Genomic DNA, 17,149 nt, shown 5'->3' on the forward strand with positions numbered 1-17,149 from the left:
GACCCATGCTCAAAGACCTCGGCACCCCCGCCAGGGGCCTGGTCCGTTCGGCCGGCATGCCGCGGGAGATCCGCCGGCGCCGGACCGTGCTGGCCCTGGTCATCCTGGCCTGCTTCACGCTGATCGTGCTCGACGCCCGACGCTCGGCCGGTTCCCCGGTGGAGCCGTTGCGGGAGGCCGCGGCCGGCGTGTTCGGCCCGCTCGAGTCGACCGCCAGTTCGGCCCGGCAGCCTGTGGACAACCTCCGCGACCGGTTCGCCGAAATGGATAGGTTGAGGGACGAGAACGAAAAACTGAAGAAGGACAACGAGTCGCTCACCCGGGATCTGAACTCCTCCGACTACGCCCGCAACCGGGCCGCCGAGCTGGACAAACTGCTCAAGCTCGCGCCCGCGTTCACCATGACACCTGCCCGGGTGATCGGGATCGGCAGCGCGCAGAGCTTCAACCACACGGTCACGATCGACGCCGGCACGGCGGATGGCGTGCACGTCGACATGACCGTGCTGAACGGGAACGGTCTGGTCGGCAGGGTGGTGCGGACCACCCAGGCGACCGCGACCGTGCTGCTGATCGGCGACCGGAAGTCGACCGTGGGCGGCCGGCTGAACGCCTCGATGGCGCTCGGCTTCGTCTCCGGCCGCGGCGACGTCGCGGGCCTGCTCGACTACCACCTCGTCGACCTGAAGGCGCGGCCCAAGGCGGGGGACAAGATCGTCACCTGGGGCTCCAGCGACAACGCGCCGTACGTGCCGGGGGTGCCGATCGGCGTCGTCACCGAAGTGACGGAGAACGAGGGCGCTCTCGGGTCCACCGCGACGATCAGGCCGTACGTCGATCCGACCCGGATCGACACGGTCGGCGTGGTGACCGGACCACCGGCCCGGCCGCCTCGCGGCCAGCTCAAACCCACGCCTTCGCCGAAGGTGTCGACCACAGAAGGGAAGGTGAACTGACGTGATCGCACTGCGCATCGGGTTGGCCGCCCTGTTCCTGATGGTGGCCGTCACCGTGCAGACCTCAGTGCTGACGAACATCGCGGTCGCCGGCGTGACCTGCGACCTCGTGCTGATCGTGGTGATCGCGCTCGCTCTGTCCCGCGGGCCGGAGTGGGGAGCGATCACCGGGTTCGCCGGTGGTCTGCTGCTCGATGTCGTACCTCCCGCTGATCACACCGCCGGGCGGTGGGCGCTGGCGTTCGCGATCGCCGGGTACATGGCCGGTCTGATCCGTCGCGAGACGTCGACCGGTCCGGTCGGTCCGCTCCTGGTCGCGCTGACCGTGGTGCTAGGCACTGCCGTGTCGCTGTTCATCTACTGCGCCACCGGCTCGCTGCTGCACGATCCGTCGGTCGACTGGGGTGAGTTCGGCGTCCGCCTCGGCATCGCCGCCGGGTACGACGTCGTCGGAGCGATCGTGGTCATTCCCTTGGTCATGTGGATCATGGGCCGCGTGGTGCCCGCCCGCGAGCGTCGCCGGGTCCTGCCATGAGCTTCGACGGTTTCGAGGCACCGCTGAAGGCCCGGTTGCGGCTGTTCGTGATCGGGGTGCTGGTCTTCTCCTTGCTGTGCACGTTGTTCGCGCGGCTCTGGTACATGCAGGTGATGTCCAACGAGGACTACACCCAGGCCGCGACGCAGAACCACACCCGTCAGGTCCTGGTGCCGGCACCGCGCGGCACCATCGTGGACGCCGCGGGCCGCACTCTCGTCGGCAACCGGGTCTCGCTGGTGATCACGGTCGACCGGTCGGTGCTCGCCAAGCTGCCGGACAGTCAGCAGAACGCGGTGCTCGCCCGCCTGGCGAAGGTGCTCCGGCAGAAGCCGAAGGACCTCAAGGCACGCACGATGCTCTGCGGCGAGCCTGGCGCGTCCAAGCCACCCGCCTGCTGGAACGGCACGCCGTACCAGCCGATCCCGGTGGCGAAGGACGTCAGCGAGCAGGTCGCGATCGAGGTGATGGAGCGCCGCGAGGACTTCCCCGGTGTCGCCGCCGAGTCGCAGACCCTGCGCGCGTACCCCGAGCCGTTCAAGGTGAACGCGGCCCACCTCCTCGGCTACCTGTCGCCGATCACGACCGAGGAGCTGGAGACGCTGGACAAGGCCGGTCAGGACTCGGTCCCGCACCGGTCGGACCTCGTCGGCCGGGCCGGCGTCGAGCGCACCTACGACAAGCTCCTGCGCGGCACTCCGGGCGTCAAGGACGTCATCGTCGACGCCGTCGGGTACACGACCGGCATCCAGAAGCAGACCGCGCCGGTCCCTGGCGCCACGCTGGTGACCAGCATCGACGCGCGGATCCAGGCCTCTGTCGAGGCGCAGCTGAAGAGCGCGATCATGACCGCGCGCAAGCAGACCGACCCGGTCACCAAGCGCAAGTACGTCGCCGACTCCGGTGCCGCGGTCGTGCTGGATACCAAGACCGGCCGGGTCGTCGCGATGGCCAGCTACCCGACCTACGACCCGGGTGTCTGGGTCGGCGGCATCACCCAGCGCGAGCTGGACGCGCTGTACTCGACGAAGTCCGGCACCCCGCTCGTCTCCCGCGCCCTGCAGGGCCAGCTCGCACCGGGCTCGACGTTCAAGCCGATCACCACCGCCGCCGCGATGGGTGCCGGGTACAGTCCGAAGACCCGGCTCGACTGCTCCTCGTACTTCGAGGTCGGCAACCGCCGGTTCAAGAACTACGAGTCCGCGTCGTACGGGATGATCGGCTTCGACCAGGCGCTGGCGCTGTCCTGCGACACGTTCTTCTACCGGATCGCCTACGCGCTCTGGCAGAAGGAGGGCGGCAACTCCACCGACGTGAACACCCACGACCCGCTGGTGGAGATGGCTCAGAAGTTCGGCCTCGGTACGCCGACCGGCGTCGACCTGCCCGGTGAGGTCAGCGGCCGGATCGCCGACCGCAAGTGGAAGAAGCAGTACTACGACTCGCAGAAGGACTACTACTGCAAGCTGGCGCAGAACCCGCCGGCCGGGACGTCGGCGTTCCTGAAGCAGTTCTCCCGCGAGTTCTGCGTCGACGGCTACAAGTACCGTGCCGGTGACGCGGTGAACTTCGCGATCGGCCAGGGCGACACCACCGTCACGCCACTGCAGTTGGCCTCGGTCTACGCGGCGCTGTCCAACGGCGGCACGCTGTACGAGCCGCGGGTCGTGCAGTCGTGGATCGGTGCGAACGGCAAGAAGCACGAGATCAAGCCCACGGTGAAGGCGAAGCTGCCGGTGCCGTCGTCGACCCTGCGCTACATCGACAAGGCCCTCCAGGAGACGGTCAAGTCCGGTACGGCGGCCTGGAAGTTCAACGGGTTCCCGGTCGACCAGATCCCGGTCCGGGCCAAGACCGGTACGGCCGAGGTCTACGGCAAGCAGACGACCTCGTGGCTCGCGTCGTACACGGATCGCTATGCCGTGGTGATGATGCTGAGCCAGGCGGGTACCGGTTCGGGCGCCGGTGGTGACGCGGTCCGCAAGATCTACGAGACCCTCTACAACATCAAGCCCGCCCCGCCGGCCGGCAAGCAGGATCCGGAACAGTGAGGGCCTCGACATGGCACTGCTGAGCCCGATCCGGACCCGGCCGCGGATGGACCGCCGGTCGACGGTGTGGCAGGTCGACTGGATCCTTGTCCTCGGTGTCGTCGCGCTGTCGGCGATCGGCGCCGTACTGATCTGGTCCGCGACGCACGCCCGCACCTCGCTCACCGACGGCAACCAGTACGCGTTCCTCGCCCGGCACGCGCTGAACTTCGCCATCGGCCTGGTGCTCGCGGTCGGTGCCGCTGTCACCGATCACCGCCGAGTCCGCATCCTCGCCCCGGTCTTGTACGCCGCCTCGATCGTCGGGCTGATCCTGGTCCTGGTGCCCGGGGTCGGCGCGGTGATCAACGGCTCGCGCTCGTGGATCCAGCTGCCCTGGATGTCGATCCAGCCGAGCGAGTTCGCCAAGCTCGCGGTGATCGTCGGGATGGCGCTGCTGATCGCGGAGAAGGGCGAGACCGACCACAACGAGACGGCCCGGACCGTCGACGTCGCGCAGGCGATCGCGGTCGCGTGCATACCGGTGATCCTGGTGATGCTGCAGCCCGACCTCGGCACGGTGATGGTGCTGGGGGCGATCGTGTTCGGGATCATCGCGGTGTCCGGCGTACCGAAGCGCTGGATGCTCGGGCTGATCACCGCGGGCGTCGTGGTGGCCGCGCTGGCGATCAAGCTGCAGGTTCTGAAGGAGTACCAGCTGGCCCGGTTCGTCGCGTTCGCGGACCCGTCACAGGATCCGCAGGGCATCGGCTACAACGTCAACCAGGCCCGGATCGCGATCGGCAACGGCGGGATCTTCGGCCAAGGGTTGTTCCACGGCAGCCAGACCCAGAACGCGTTCGTGCCCGAGCAGCACACCGACTTCGTCTTCACCGTGGCAGGGGAGGAGCTCGGCCTGATCGGGGCCGGTGCGATCATCGCGCTGTTCGCGCTGGTGCTGTTCCGCGGGCTGCGGATCGCGATCAACGCGCGGGACGCGTTCGGCCGGCTGGTGGCGACCGGCATCGTCTGCTGGTTCGCGTTCCAGGCGTTCGAGAACATCGGGATGACGCTCGGGATCATGCCGGTCACGGGCCTGCCGCTGCCGTTCGTCTCGTACGGCGGTTCGTCGATGTTCGCCTGCCTGCTCGCGGTCGGGCTGCTGCAGAACATTCACCTCCGCTCGCACCGGTTCTGACCGACCTGACCGGACACGACCTGACACGGCATCGACTGGGCTGACGCGTCAGGTACGCTGCTGCCTGCTCGGCCACCGGTGGGCGCGCTCGGCCCACGGTTCTGACCAGGGTTTGGAAGGTCCATGACCAGGTTCGTGTCGCTCCCGCTTGCCCTCGCCGCTGCCCTCAGCCTGTCGCTCACCGCCTGCGGTGGGGACGACAAGAAGAACGCGGCGGCACCCTCGACTCCCGCCGGAACCACACCGGCACCGAGCGTGACTCCATCGGCACCGAGTGAGAAACCGACCGGTCCGGTCATCCGCTCGTCCGCCGAGCTGACCCGGGCCCTGCTCGCGCTGAGCGACCTGCCGACCGGGTTCTCGCAGGAGAAGGCAGACCCCGAGGACACCTCGAAGCCGTTCTCGTCGCCGACGAGCAGATGCAAGACGCTGGTGAAGTACCTCAACGCCACCGAGGCGCCCGGTGCGAAGGCCAGCGTGACCCGGTCGTTCTCCGGCGGCCAGGAGGGTCCGTACATCGACTTCGGCCTGGACTCGATGGGTACGGCGGCGAAGGTCGCGGACCTGCGCGAGACCTACGACGACGCGGTCTCGTCCTGCTCGAAGATCTCCCTCAAGGTCGAGGGCGAGAGCAGCACGTCGATGAAGGTCGAGGAGATCTCCGCGCCGAAGGCCGGCACCGGCCCGTTCGCATTCCGCCTGACCGGCACGAGCGGCCCGAAGCGCGGCCTGGAGTACACGGCCGCGATCACCGGCGTGAACGACGTCATCGTCTCGGTCGGTGTGCTGGCCGGACAGGGCTCGGAGTTCGAGGCCGCCACCGAAGCCGCCGTCACCAAAGCCCAGCAGGTCCTCAAAGCCGGCTGACCTCAAAGCCGGCTGACCCTAGGCCGGCGGACCTGAAAGCCGGCGGACCCCAGGCCCGCGGACCTGGAAGCCGGCGGACCCCAGGCCCGCGGACCTGGAAGCCGGCGGACCTGGAAGCCGGTTGACTCGCAGGGCCGGACGGTGGGCTCAGCCGAAGGTCCAGGTCGGGTGGGCGGCCTCGAGGACGGACTGATGGCCTGACCATCTCGCCGAGGCGAGTGGAGTGACATCGAGCAGCGTCGGGCGACCGGATTCGAGCCGGTAGCCCCAGGTGAACGCGGCGACCGGCGCGACGGTGCGCGAGCGGATCACGTCGGGCACGACGACGAGGAAGGTGTCGGCGCGCCACGTGCCGTCCGGGTGATCCGGATTGGCCGGGGCATCGAAGAACGTCGGCAGGTAGCCGTAGGCGTAGAACGGATCGGCCGGGCTCAGGTTCGGGGCGCGGTCGACCGAGATGTCGCCGTCGAAGTCCCGGGTGATCAGCTGGATCCAGCCCATGATCGCTTTGATGCCGGAGCCGTGGTACCGCAGACTCGCCGTACACAAAGGAAAGCCGCGGAACGCGTCGGCGTTCAGGTCCGGCACGACGAGTTGATGGCCGGAGGCCCACGGGTCGTCGTTGGGCACGATGCGGACCGAGATCAGGCCGCGGTGACCCCGGACGTCGAACGGGATGGACAGCTCTCGGCGCATGGTGTTCCCCTCTTGAGGCTTCAAGCAATTCTCCAACAAACGCTGGGTTTCCGGTGGAGTTCACTACCGGCGGGCGAGGGCTTGTGCGCGGGCGGTGAGGGGAGCAAGGTGAATCCAGAACAGAGACTTGGGGGCCGACTGTTCGGTGGGGGAAGGCGGGACGTACCGCCTTCGATCGAAGGGCGGGCTGGGGGAAGACCTTCTCGGTCCGGGATCGTGCGCGGTCCCGACCTGCTCGTGTGCCCCCGTTGGAAGGGGGAGAGATGCCGAGGAAGGCCAACGGTCGAGCGGGCAAGCACCGCGACGACGACTACCGGATGCCGGGTGACGCGGCGCCCGGTCAGGGTGCGAACGGCCAGCCGGCGAGCGGAATGCCGATGACGGGCATGGACTCTGCGCCGGGTTCGGCGGGAGCCGGCGGCATGGGCAGTGGCGGATCGGCGGGCGGTGCCGGTATGAGCGGCGGCGGCCAGGCCGGTGGGGTGGGCATGAGCGGCGGCACCGGTGCACCCGGTGGCGCGGGCATGAGTGGTGGCGGTTCAGCCGGTGGTGCAGGTATGAGCGGCACGGACGGGCGGACCGAGTCCCCGAGTCGACGGCAGTGCGGTGTGATGGACGTGCACCGGCGGCTGCTGTCGACCTCACCCGAGTACGCCGCTGCACGGTCGGCGATCGAGAACGCGACGGCGCTGTACGCCGCCGGTCCGCAGCGTTTCACCGGTATAGCGCGGATCCCGTGCGTGGTGCACGTGGTCTGGAACACCGCCGCGCAGAACATTTCGCAGGCCCAGATCGACAGCCAGATCGACGTACTGAACCGGGACTTCCGGGCGACGAACTCCGACCTCGGCATCGTTCCGGCCGCGTTCACCGGCCTGATCGCGGATTCCCGGATCGAGTTCTACCTCGCCACCGTGGACCCGAACGGCAACCCGACCACCGGTGTCACCCGGACCCAGACGAGTACGGCGTCCTTCGGCACCGACGACAAGGTGAAGAAGTCGTCGACCGGCGGCATCGACCCGTGGCCGACGGACCGGTACATGAACATCTGGGTCTGCCAGCTCGGCGGCGGTCTGCTCGGGTACGCCCAGTTCCCGGGCGGCCCGGCGAACACCGACGGCGTGGTCATCCTGCACAGCGGGTTCGGCACGAACGGTACGGCGGCCGCACCGTTCGACCTGGGCCGGACCACGACCCACGAAGTCGGGCACTACCTGAACCTGTTCCACATCTGGGGCGACGACGGCAGCGGCTGCAGCGGCAGCGACGAGTGCGCCGACACCCCGAACGCGGCCGGCCCGAACTTCGGCGTACCGACGTTCCCGCACGTGACGTGCAGCAACGGTCCGAACGGGGATCTGTTCTACGACTACATGGACTACACCGACGACCGCGGCATGGTCATGTTCACCAACGACCAGGCCACCCGGATGGAAGCCTGCCTGGACACCGTCCGGACGAACCTGCCGGTCTATGCCGGCGCCTCCGGTACGCCGGAACCCGCCGGCTCGGTGGTGTCGTGGGGCGCGAACCGGCTGGACGCGTTCGTGCTCGGCACCGATCTGGCGATGTATCACAAGTGGTGGGACGGCTCGTCCTGGGGACCGTCCGTCGCCGGTTACGAATACATGGGTGGTGTCTGCATGAGTGCTCCTGAAGTCGCGTCCTGGGGCCCGGACCGGCTGGACGCGTTCGTCCTCAGTACCGATCACGCGCTGTACCACAAGTGGTGGGACGGCTCGAACTGGGGACCGAGTGTCACCGGTTACGAGTATCTCGGCGGCGTCTGCATGAGCCCGCCGCGGCTGGCGACCTGGGGGCCGAACCGTCTCGATGCCTTCGTCCTCGGCACCGACCGCGGGCTCTACCACAAGTGGTGGGACGGCTCGAACTGGGGACCGAGTGTCACCGATTACGAGTATCTCGGCGGCATCTGCATGAGCCCGCCCGAAGTCGTTGCCTGGGGCAGCGATCGGCTGGACGTGTTCGTGCTCGGCACCGACAACGCGGTCTACCACAAGTGGTGGGACGGCTCGAACTGGGGGCCGTCGGCCACCGACTACGAGTACCTCGGTGGTGTCTGCGCTTCACCGCCGCGGGTCGTCGCCTGGGGCGAGAACCGCCTCGACATGTTCGTCATCAGCACCGATTCCGCGCTGTACCACAAGTGGTGGGACGGCTCGGCCTGGTCGGGCTGGGAGTACATGGGCGGCGTCTGTACGACGGCCCCGACCGTGGTCTCGTGGGACGCGAACCGGCTGGACGTGTTCGTGCTCGGTACGGACTCCGCGCTCTACCACAAGTGGTGGGACGGGTCCGCCTGGGGACCGTCGGTCACCGGCTACGAGTACATGGGCGGCCTGTGCACCGACGCGCCGCGCGTCGTCTCGTGGGCCCCGAACCGGCTCGACGTGTTCGTCACCGGCACCGACAAGCAGCTATACCACAAGTGGTGGGACGGCTCGAGCTGGGGACCGGGCCTCACCGGCTACGAGCCGCTCGGCGGCGTGATCAGCGACTTCAGGGTGACGGTCCCTTCGACCGTGCCCGAGTCGATGCCGGCGTCCGGAACGATGCCAGGGGCAACCATCGAACAGGCGGTGCTGCGCTGACCGGACACAGCAAGGGGCGGTGGACGCACTCGTTCGAGGAGGACCACGACGGGATCAGCGTCTACCGCCGGGACGACTTCGCCTTCCCGCCGGCCCGCGGCCGGCGGGGGGTGGAGTTCCGGCCGGACGGCACGTTGGTGGAGTACGCGTTCGGCCGCGGCGACGCGCCCGAGCCCAGACCGGGCGGGCACTGGAGCGCCGACGGACTGATCACCCGCTCCACCGGCGGGACCGCCCGGATCATCGCGGCCGAGCCCGATCGTCTCGAGATCATCTGGCAGGACTGACATGACCACTGCACCCGTGCGTTATCTCGTCGTACCGACCGTCGATGCCGCCGATGGCGCGCACTCGGCCCGGTTCGGCGACAAGACCCTCCTGTGGGTCCCGGCCGGCCAACGCCTCGGCCGGGCCTCTCGGACCGCACCCGGCCTGCTGCTCGTCACCCAGGTGGGCCGCAGCTTCCAGGACGACTACCCGGACGTCACGCCGTTGCTCGACCACGGCCGGCACCTGGTGATCTCGTCCGCCGACAAACCGCGCCGCCGGTCCAACAACTGCTGGCGGATCGAACCACTCCGTGCCGGTACGACGGTTGTCGACAATCCGGCACCGGCTGCGGCGAGGGTGGATCCGTCGATCGCGGGCCTGGTCGCGCAACTGTCGCCGGCGTCGTACCAGGACGATCTGACCTGGCTGGCGAGTCTGCCGACGCGGCACTCGCTGAGTACGTCGTTCGCCACCGCGGTGGACTTCGCCGCCGCCAAAATGATTGCCCTCGGCTACGGAGTGACCCGGACCCAGATCACGGTCGGCGCCGGACACTCGCAGAACCTGATCGGCGACCGGCCCGGCACCGGCGGTGGTGGCCTCGTCCTGATCACGGCCCACCTCGACTCGATCAACATCGCCGGCGGGCCGGCCGCCGCCGCGCCCGGTGCGGACGACAACGGGAGTGGCTCCGCGGGCGTGCTCGAACTCGGCCGGTTGCTGTCGACCCGGTCCTGGCGGCACGACGTACGGCTGATCCTGTTCGGCGGTGAGGAGGAGGGGCTGTTCGGCAGCAAGCAGTACGTCGCCGCGCTGCCGCCGGCCGAACGTGCCCGGATCCGGGCTGTGCTCAATATGGACATGATCGCGAGCAAGAACACGGTCGTGCCGACAGTCCTGCTGGAAGGTGCACCGGTCTCGTCGAGCCAGATCGCGGACCTGTCGACGGCGGCCGCGACGTACACCGGTTTGAAGGTGGAGACGTCGCTCAACCCGTTCGCCAGCGACCACGTGCCGTTCATCGACGCCGGGATCCCGGCGGTGTTGTCGATCGAGGGCGCGGACAGCGCGAACGGCCACATCCACTCGGCGAACGACACGCTCAACTTCCTCAACTGGTCGTTGGCGGCCGAGATCCTCCGCATGAACATCGCCGCCCTGGCCGGGTGGCTCGAACCCGCGGCTACGCTCGCCCGGCCAAGACCAGCCGGTTCGGTGGTCTCATGGGGCCCTGGCCGGCTGGACGTCTTCGCGGTCGGCATGGACTCCGCCCTGCACCACAAGGCTTTCGACAGCACCTGGCACGACTTCGAGTCCCTAGGAGGCGTTGTCCTAAGCTGACCCTGTGTGGAGCCGGTGCCTGAACGTTCGCGACCTCGGCAATCTTCCGACGACGTACGGCGTGCCGACGGGCGCGCGATCCGTGTATCGCGCCGACACGCTCGACAACCTGGACGACCTGGGACGGACGGACTTCGCCGCCGTCGATGCCGGGTTGATCCTCGATCTGCGCTCGGACTTCGAACTGACCCAACCGCATCCGTTCGAGGAGGCGGCGTCGTACCAGCGGATCCCGTGGATCGACTTGGCGGCGGACGTACGGCGCGATCCGGCCAGCGAGGTGGTGCTCGCTGACATGTATCGCGGGAGCCTGGATCGCAACACGGCGCAGATTGCCAAGGCGTGCAGGGCGATCGCGGACGCACCGGCGGATCGGCCGGTCGTGGTGCATTGCCGGGCCGGCAAGGATCGGACCGGCATGCTGATCGCGCTGCTGCTCGAGCTGGCAGGCGTGCCGCGGGACGCGATCGCGGCTGACTACGCGGAGAGCGAGGTGCGGCTCGGCCTGCAGGAGGCCGCGGACTTCTCACGCACGCGGCCAGAGACGATCCTGAGGTCCCTCAAACACCTCGACCACACCTACGGCGGCGCTCGCGGCTACCTTGCGCACTGCGGCCTGACCCAGGCAGAGATCCACCGCCTGGCGGCGCGGCTGGTGCCGGTCGGCGTGCAAGCCGTGGTGTTCGACTTCGACGGGCTGCTGATGGACACCGAGTCCACGTCGGTGCAGAGCTGGCGGGCCGAGTGGGCGTACCACGGGCTCGAGCTGGATCTCGAGAACTTCTGGCCGGGCCACGGTGGCGATACCTCCGAGATCCGGTACGGGCGGCTCGCCGCCGCCGTCGGCGCCGGCTTCGACCGCGACGCCAGCCATGCCCGGCGGATGGCACACCGCGCGCGGCTGCACGCCGATATGGACTTCCGGCCGGGTATCCGGGACTGGCTCGGTGCAGCGCGCGAGCTCGGTCTGCAGGTGGCGATCGCCAGCAGCTCACCGAGCCCGTGGGTGCGCGGTCATCTGGAGCGGGTCGGCGCGATCGACCTCTTCGACCAGATCGTCACCGGCGACGAGGTCAGCACCCACAAGCCCGATCCGGCGATCTACGAGTTGGCGCTGCGGCGTCTCGGCGTACGGGGAGCCGAGGCGATCGCGGTCGAGGACACCGCGCACGGCGTCGCGGCGGCGCAGCTGGCCGGCATGTTCGCGGTCGCCATCCCCAATCCGTACGTCAGGCCGGCCGCGGTCGCGGCCGCGGACCTCGTTCTGGGCAGCGCTGACCAACTCCTGCTCAGTGAGCTGCTTCTTTCAGCGGCGTCGAAAGGGTCGACCTCGGTAACCGAGTGACCTAGTCTGCTGACCCTCTGTAAATTTCCAACCGGAGGGAACGCAGATGCGGAAGCTTCTTGGTGCTGCCGTGATGTCGGGGGCGGTTGTGGCAGGTCTCATGGTCGGTACGCCGGCCCAAGCCTCGACCAGTGGGACGCAGGCTTGCGACCTGGTGACCGCGCCGAGCGTCGGCTACAGCGCGCTGATGCTGTACGTCGCCGTCGGCCTGGAGGGTTGCTCGAACAGCGTCACCGAGGTCAGGGTCGAGCTGCAGAAGGGTCCGAGCGCGTCCGGACCGTTCACCACGGTCGCCGAGACGTACGCGTACTCCGGCGGAGGCGCCTGGTTCGACGAGGGCACCGGCTGCGGCTACTACGTCGGTGTCGCCCATTGGCAGGACCAGACCGAGACGTCGCCCAACCCGGCGTACTACTGCAACTGAGTCCAGCGGCGCCTGGGCTCGGCGATGAGCCCAGGCGTCAGGTCAGGTGCGTCAGCAGCAGGGGATTGATGACCTCGGGGTGGGAGTAGGTGACCAGGTGGGCCGCGTTCTGGATGATTTCGAGGTGCGCGCCGGGGATCTGACCGGCCAGGGGTACGACGGTCTCCGGCGGGATCGACGTGTCCGACTCGGCGGTGACGAGGAGCACCGGCGCGGTGATGTCCGACAGGCCGGGGAGCAGATTGGTGCTACCGAGTGCCTCGCAGCAGGCGGCGTAGCCCTCGTCAGGACTGTCGAGCAGCATCTGGCGGACCGGCGCGGTCGCGGTGAACTCCGGCAGGAACCAGCGGCTGAGCGTCGCGTCGGCGATCGCCTGGGTGCCTTCGGCACGGACCTGAGCCGCGCGGTCGGCCCACATCTGCTTGTTCTCGGCCGGGTTGGCCGGCGGGCAGATCAGCGCGAAGCGGTTGAACCGGTCCGGCGCGTTCTGCGCCAGCCACAACCCCACCGCGCCGCCGAGCGAGATGCCGACGTACGACGCCTGCTCCACGAGGAGCGTGTTGAGCAGCTCGACCACGTCACCGCCGAGGTCGTCGATCGTGTACGGCCCGAGCGGTACGTCGGACCCGCCGTGGCCGCGGTGGTCGAAGGTCACCACCCGGAACCGCTGCGCCAGCACCTCGAGCTGCGGCGCCCACATCGCCTGCGTCGCCCCGAGCGACGATCCGAGCAGGACCACCGGCGCGTCGTCGGGACCCGTCACCTCGTAGTTGAGTTGCATGCCCCCACACTACGGACGCGACCGCATGACGCGACCTTGTGCGCGGGTCGACACCTCGGCGGGTCGCCTGTGGTCGCTCGTGCTGCGGTTAGCGGTACAGTGCGAGCGCGCCCGTGAGCGAGTCGACGGTTTGGCGGGGGCCGAACAGGGCGAGGCCGAGGTACTCGACGTCGTCGGGCTTGGTGCCGCTGAGCGTGGTGGACATCTGCTCGTAGGTCCGTGCCCGCTGGGCGATCTGGTGCATGTCGTGCACGGTGACGTCGTCCCGCGCGGCCGCCGCGGTCCGGAGGTCGTGCAGTTGCTCGGCGGAGGACCGCAGTACCGGGATCGGGTAGGCGCACATGCCTGTGTGCGGGTTGCCGGCGGCATCCTCGGTGTCCGGGCCGACCACCTGATCGTGGTGGTGGCCGAGTCCGACGCCGAGCAGGGCAGCAGTGTTCAGGGCGACGCCGATCGGCGCCCCGGCCGCGATGACCACGACCATCTTGTTCGTCAGCACGGCGGTAAACCTAGCTGCGTGCGCGGCCGTTCGCGATCGGTTCCGAACGTCGTTCGGCAGATCTGCGAAACTGCCTGTCATGGACGAACTTGATACGGCGCTCCTGCGGATGCTGCAGAACGATGCCCGCCGGACCAACCGCGACATGGCGGCCGAGCTCGGCATCGCACCGTCCACCTGCCTGGAGCGGATCCGCGGCCTACGCGACCGCGGCGTGATCACCGGCTACCACGCAGAGGTCGACCTGAAGGCCATCGACCGCTCCACCCAGGCGATCATCTCGATCAAGCTCCGTCCCCAGGCAATGGCCGTAGCCACCGCCTTCCAGGACTACGTGAACCAGTTGCCCGAGACTCTGGCGATGTTCATGGTCTCCGGCGGCTCCGACTTCCTCGCTCACGTCGCCGTCAAGGACACCCAGGCACTGCGCGACCTCGTCCTCGCTCTGGCCAAGCGCCAGGAGATCGCCGACATCCGCAGTTCGGTCGTCTTCGAGCATCACCGGCGTACGACGATCATGCCGCTGCGTTGACGCTCCTGCGCGCTAGACGACCGAGAGCGGCAGGAGCTTCTTGCCGGTTGGGCCGATCTGGATCTCGGTGCCCATCTGGGGGCAGACGCCGCAGTCGAAGCAGGGGGTCCAGCGGCAGTCCTCGACCTCGATCGCGCCGTCCTCCTCGAGCGAGTCCTGCCAGTCCTCCCACAGCCAGTCGCGGTCCAGGCCCGAGTCCAGGTGGTCCCAGGGCAGGACCTCGGCGTACTCGCGCTCGCGGGTGGTGTACCAGGCGAGGTCGACCGGCTCGCCGGCCAGCGCCTTGTCGGCGGACTCGACCCAGCGGTCGTAGGAGAAGTGCTCGCTCCAACCGTCGAACCGGCCGCCGTCGCGCCAGACCTGCTCGATGATGCGGCCGACCCGGCGGTCGCCGCGGGACAGCAGGCCCTCGATGATGCCGGGCTTGCCGTCGTGGTACCGGAAGCCGATCGCCTTGGCGTAGCCCTTGTCGGAGCGGATCGCGGCGGCCAGCTTGGACAGCCGCGCGTCGGTCTCCTCGGCGCCCAGCTGCGAGGCCCATTGGAACGGCGTGTGCGGCTTCGGCACGAATCCGCCGATCGACACCGTGCACCGGATGTCGCGCCGGCCGGACACCTCGCGACCGGTCGCGATCACCTTCTTGGCCAGGTCGGCGATCGCCAGCACGTCCTCGTCGGTCTCGGTCGGCAGGCCGCACATGAAGTACAGCTTCACCTGCCGCCAGCCGTGCCCGTACGCCGCCGCCACGGTGCGGATCAGGTCCTCCTCGGTGACCATCTTGTTGATCACCTTGCGCATCCGGTCCGACCCGCCCTCGGGGGCGAACGTCAGGCCGCTGCGCCGGCCGTTGCGGGAGAACTCGTTGGCCAGCGTGATGTTGAACGCGTCGACCCTTGTCGACGGCAACGAAAGCGAGACGTTGCTGCCCTCGTACCGGTCGCCGAGGCCCTTGGCCACGTCGGCGATCTCGCTGTGGTCGGCCGACGACAGGCTGAGCAGCCCGACCTCCTCGAACCCGGACTGCTTCAGCCCGTTCTCGACCATGTCCCCGATCGTGGTGATGCTGCGCTCACGCACCGGCCGGGTGATCATGCCCGCCTGGCAGAACCGGCACCCGCGGGTGCAGCCGCGGAAGATCTCCACGGAGTACCGCTCGTGCACGGTCTCGGCCAGGGGGACCAGCGGCTTCTTCGGGTACGGCCAGGCGTCCAGATCCATCACCGTGTGCTTGGCCGTCCGCCACGGGACGCCCGGACGGTTCGGCGCGACGCGCTTGATCCGGCCGTCGGCGAGGTACTCGACGGTGAAGAACTTCGGGATGTAGACGCCACCGGAGGCGGCCAGGCGCATCAGCACCTCGTCGCGCCCGCCCGGGCTGCCCTCGTCCTTCCACTCCCGGATCACGTCCGAGATCGCCAGCACGATCTCCTCGCCGTCACCGAGTACGGCGGCGTCGATGAAGTCCGCGATCGGCTCCGGGTTGAACGCGGCGTGCCCGCCGGCCAGCACGATCGGGTCCTCGTCGGTCCGGTCCGCGGCGTACAGCGGGATCCCGGCCAGGTCGAGCGCGGTCAGCATGTTGGTGTAGCCGAGCTCGGTGGAGAACGACAGCCCGAAGACGTCGAAGGCCCGGACCGGCCGGTGGCTGTCGAGGGTGAACTGCGGGATCGCGTTGTCCCGCATCACCTGCTCCATGTCCGGCCAGACGGAGTACGTCCGCTCGGCCAGGATGTGGTCGCGCTCGTTCAGCACCTCGTAGAGGATCTGGACGCCCTGGTTGGGCAGGCCGACCTCGTAGGCGTCCGGGTACATCAGGGCCCAGCGGACGCTCACCGAGTCCCAGTCCTTACTGACCGAGTTCAGCTCGCCTCCGACGTACTGGATCGGCTTCTGCACGCTCGGCAGCAGCGCCTCCAGGCGCGGGAACAGGGATTCGACGCTCATCGAGTACTTCCGGTCGGGGTCAGAGCGCCTACCAGCCTAACGCCGGTGACCGGCTATCCCCGCATCGGAGCGGGACCTGTGCTGGGCCGGATGACCAGCCGGGCCTGGAGGGTCCGGGTACGACGGCCTTTGCGGCCCTGGAGGAAGGGGGAGAGCAGGCGCCACGCCTCCTGGCCGAACTCGGTCTGGGGCATCGCGATCGTGGTCAGGCCGGGGGAGGTGTAGCGGGCGTAGACGATGTCGTCGAAACCGGCCACGGACACCCGGTCAGGGACCGCGAACCCGAGCTCCTGCAGCCGGGCGAGTGCGCCGAGCGCGACCAGGTCGTTGAAGCCGATCAGGCAGGTGGCACCCGTGGCGAGAGCCTCGTCGGCGGCCGCGTGGCCGTCGTCCAGCATTGCGCCGGCGGGGATCCGGAGGAGTTTGGTCCGGCTCCGGATCGACGACTGCAGGGCTGACCAGCGATCGGTCTCCGCCGCGGCCTCGGCGGGACCGGCGAGGTAGCAGAGCCGGGTGTGACCGAGAGCGTCGAGATGACGGCAGAGCGCATCGACCGCCGCGTGGCTGTCGACGGTGACCGAGGGGAACAGGCTGCGGGCCGGCTTGCGGTTGACGACCACGATCGGTTCGTCGAGCTCGGCCAGTCCGGCCAAGTCCGGCGTACTCATCCGGGGACCGCAGAGGATCAGGCCGTCGCTCTGCCGGGCGAGCTCGTGCAGGTGGCGGATCTCTTCGCCGGGCTGCTCGTTGGCGTCGGCGACCAGGGTGCGGTAGCCGTCCTTCTCGGCCTCGGCCGAGATGCCCTTGAGGATGGCGGCGAACAGTGGGTTGGCCAGGTCGGGGACCAGGACGCCGACGATGCCGGTCCGGCCGCGGGAGAGGTTCTGCGCGGTCCCGCTCGGGCGGTAGCCCAGCCGGGTGGCGACGTCGCGGACCCTTGTGACGATCTCCGGATCGACGCTGGGGGTGCCGTTCATGACCCTGGACACGGTCGACTTCGAGACGCCCGCAGCCGCCGCGACGCTCAGGATCGTCACCTGCCTGGTCCGGCGCACACATCCTCCAGCTGATCAGGAACCGGTTCCTGAAAACCTACCGCGCCGGCTGCACATTGGA

The 17,149-nt window shown here is 68.9% G+C and carries 16 protein-coding genes; 11 read left to right on the forward strand and 5 right to left on the reverse strand.

What is annotated here, in order from left to right; all coding sequences use genetic code 11:
• The first annotated feature begins 5 nt into the window (after positions 1-5).
• From mreC to ACGFH6_RS31395, 5 genes are all read left to right on the forward strand, one after another.
• The gene (gene mreC / locus ACGFH6_RS31375) at positions 6-956 is read left to right on the forward strand and encodes a rod shape-determining protein MreC (RefSeq protein WP_393391158.1); all 951 of its coding nucleotides are present in this window, start codon (positions 6-8) and stop codon (positions 954-956) included.
• Position 957: 1 nt separating this feature from the next.
• Positions 958-1,491 (forward strand): rod shape-determining protein MreD, encoded by a 534-nt coding sequence (mreD, locus tag ACGFH6_RS31380; protein ID WP_393391160.1) that lies wholly within the window; start codon positions 958-960, stop codon positions 1,489-1,491.
• Entirely contained in the window at positions 1,488-3,542 is a 2,055-nt protein-coding gene (mrdA, locus tag ACGFH6_RS31385; RefSeq protein WP_393391162.1) for a penicillin-binding protein 2, read from the forward strand. Before mreD ends, mrdA begins: the two co-directional genes overlap by 4 nt.
• Before the next feature lie 10 nt (positions 3,543-3,552).
• A complete protein-coding gene (gene rodA, locus ACGFH6_RS31390) occupies positions 3,553-4,719 on the forward strand; it encodes a rod shape-determining protein RodA (RefSeq protein WP_393391164.1) in 1,167 nt (388 codons plus the stop codon).
• Between the two features lie 123 nt (positions 4,720-4,842).
• Positions 4,843-5,586 carry a hypothetical protein gene (locus ACGFH6_RS31395; RefSeq protein ID WP_393391165.1) on the forward strand — a complete coding sequence of 248 codons (744 nt, stop codon included), beginning with the start codon at positions 4,843-4,845 and terminating at the stop codon, positions 5,584-5,586.
• 147 nt (positions 5,587-5,733) lie between these two features.
• Here the strand turns inward: ACGFH6_RS31395 and ACGFH6_RS31400 are convergent, their stop codons facing one another.
• The gene (locus tag ACGFH6_RS31400; RefSeq protein WP_393391167.1) at positions 5,734-6,282 is read right to left on the reverse strand and encodes a hypothetical protein; all 549 of its coding nucleotides are present in this window, start codon (positions 6,280-6,282) and stop codon (positions 5,734-5,736) included.
• A gap of 263 nt (positions 6,283-6,545) precedes the next feature.
• Between ACGFH6_RS31400 and ACGFH6_RS31405 the strand changes: the two genes are divergently transcribed.
• From ACGFH6_RS31405 to ACGFH6_RS31425, 5 genes are all read left to right on the forward strand, one after another.
• Complete coding sequence (locus ACGFH6_RS31405) at positions 6,546-8,897, forward strand: M43 family zinc metalloprotease (RefSeq protein ID WP_393391169.1); 2,352 nt, start codon at positions 6,546-6,548, stop codon at positions 8,895-8,897.
• A 110-nt stretch (positions 8,898-9,007) separates the two neighbouring features.
• Entirely contained in the window at positions 9,008-9,184 is a 177-nt protein-coding gene (locus ACGFH6_RS31410) for a hypothetical protein (protein ID WP_393391170.1), read from the forward strand.
• Position 9,185: 1 nt separating this feature from the next.
• On the forward strand, positions 9,186-10,508 hold the full coding sequence (locus ACGFH6_RS31415; protein WP_393391172.1) for a M20/M25/M40 family metallo-hydrolase: 1,323 nt from the start codon (positions 9,186-9,188) through the stop codon (positions 10,506-10,508).
• Between the two features lie 4 nt (positions 10,509-10,512).
• On the forward strand, positions 10,513-11,853 hold the full coding sequence (locus tag ACGFH6_RS31420; protein WP_393391173.1) for an HAD-IA family hydrolase: 1,341 nt from the start codon (positions 10,513-10,515) through the stop codon (positions 11,851-11,853).
• Between the two features lie 46 nt (positions 11,854-11,899).
• Entirely contained in the window at positions 11,900-12,277 is a 378-nt protein-coding gene (locus ACGFH6_RS31425; protein WP_393391175.1) for a hypothetical protein, read from the forward strand.
• A 37-nt stretch (positions 12,278-12,314) separates the two neighbouring features.
• Here the strand turns inward: ACGFH6_RS31425 and ACGFH6_RS31430 are convergent, their stop codons facing one another.
• On the reverse strand, positions 12,315-13,058 hold the full coding sequence (locus ACGFH6_RS31430) for an alpha/beta fold hydrolase (protein WP_393391177.1): 744 nt from the start codon (positions 13,056-13,058) through the stop codon (positions 12,315-12,317).
• 88 nt (positions 13,059-13,146) lie between these two features.
• Complete coding sequence (locus ACGFH6_RS31435; protein WP_393391178.1) at positions 13,147-13,557, reverse strand: DUF2000 domain-containing protein; 411 nt, start codon at positions 13,555-13,557, stop codon at positions 13,147-13,149.
• Positions 13,558-13,636: 79 nt separating this feature from the next.
• Between ACGFH6_RS31435 and ACGFH6_RS31440 the strand changes: the two genes are divergently transcribed.
• Entirely contained in the window at positions 13,637-14,089 is a 453-nt protein-coding gene (locus ACGFH6_RS31440) for an Lrp/AsnC family transcriptional regulator (protein WP_393391180.1), read from the forward strand.
• 12 nt (positions 14,090-14,101) lie between these two features.
• Here ACGFH6_RS31440 and ACGFH6_RS31445 read toward each other — a convergent pair whose 3' ends face one another.
• Together ACGFH6_RS31445 and ACGFH6_RS31450 are read right to left on the reverse strand one after the other, a co-directional pair.
• Complete coding sequence (locus ACGFH6_RS31445; protein WP_393391182.1) at positions 14,102-16,033, reverse strand: TIGR03960 family B12-binding radical SAM protein; 1,932 nt, start codon at positions 16,031-16,033, stop codon at positions 14,102-14,104.
• A gap of 53 nt (positions 16,034-16,086) precedes the next feature.
• Positions 16,087-17,088 (reverse strand): LacI family DNA-binding transcriptional regulator, encoded by a 1,002-nt coding sequence (locus ACGFH6_RS31450; protein ID WP_393391184.1) that lies wholly within the window; start codon positions 17,086-17,088, stop codon positions 16,087-16,089.
• Positions 17,089-17,149: the final 61 nt, after the last annotated feature.

The sequence above is a fragment of the Kribbella sp. NPDC049227 genome (genome assembly GCF_043197265.1).
Classification (GTDB): Bacteria; Actinomycetota; Actinomycetes; order Propionibacteriales; family Kribbellaceae; genus Kribbella.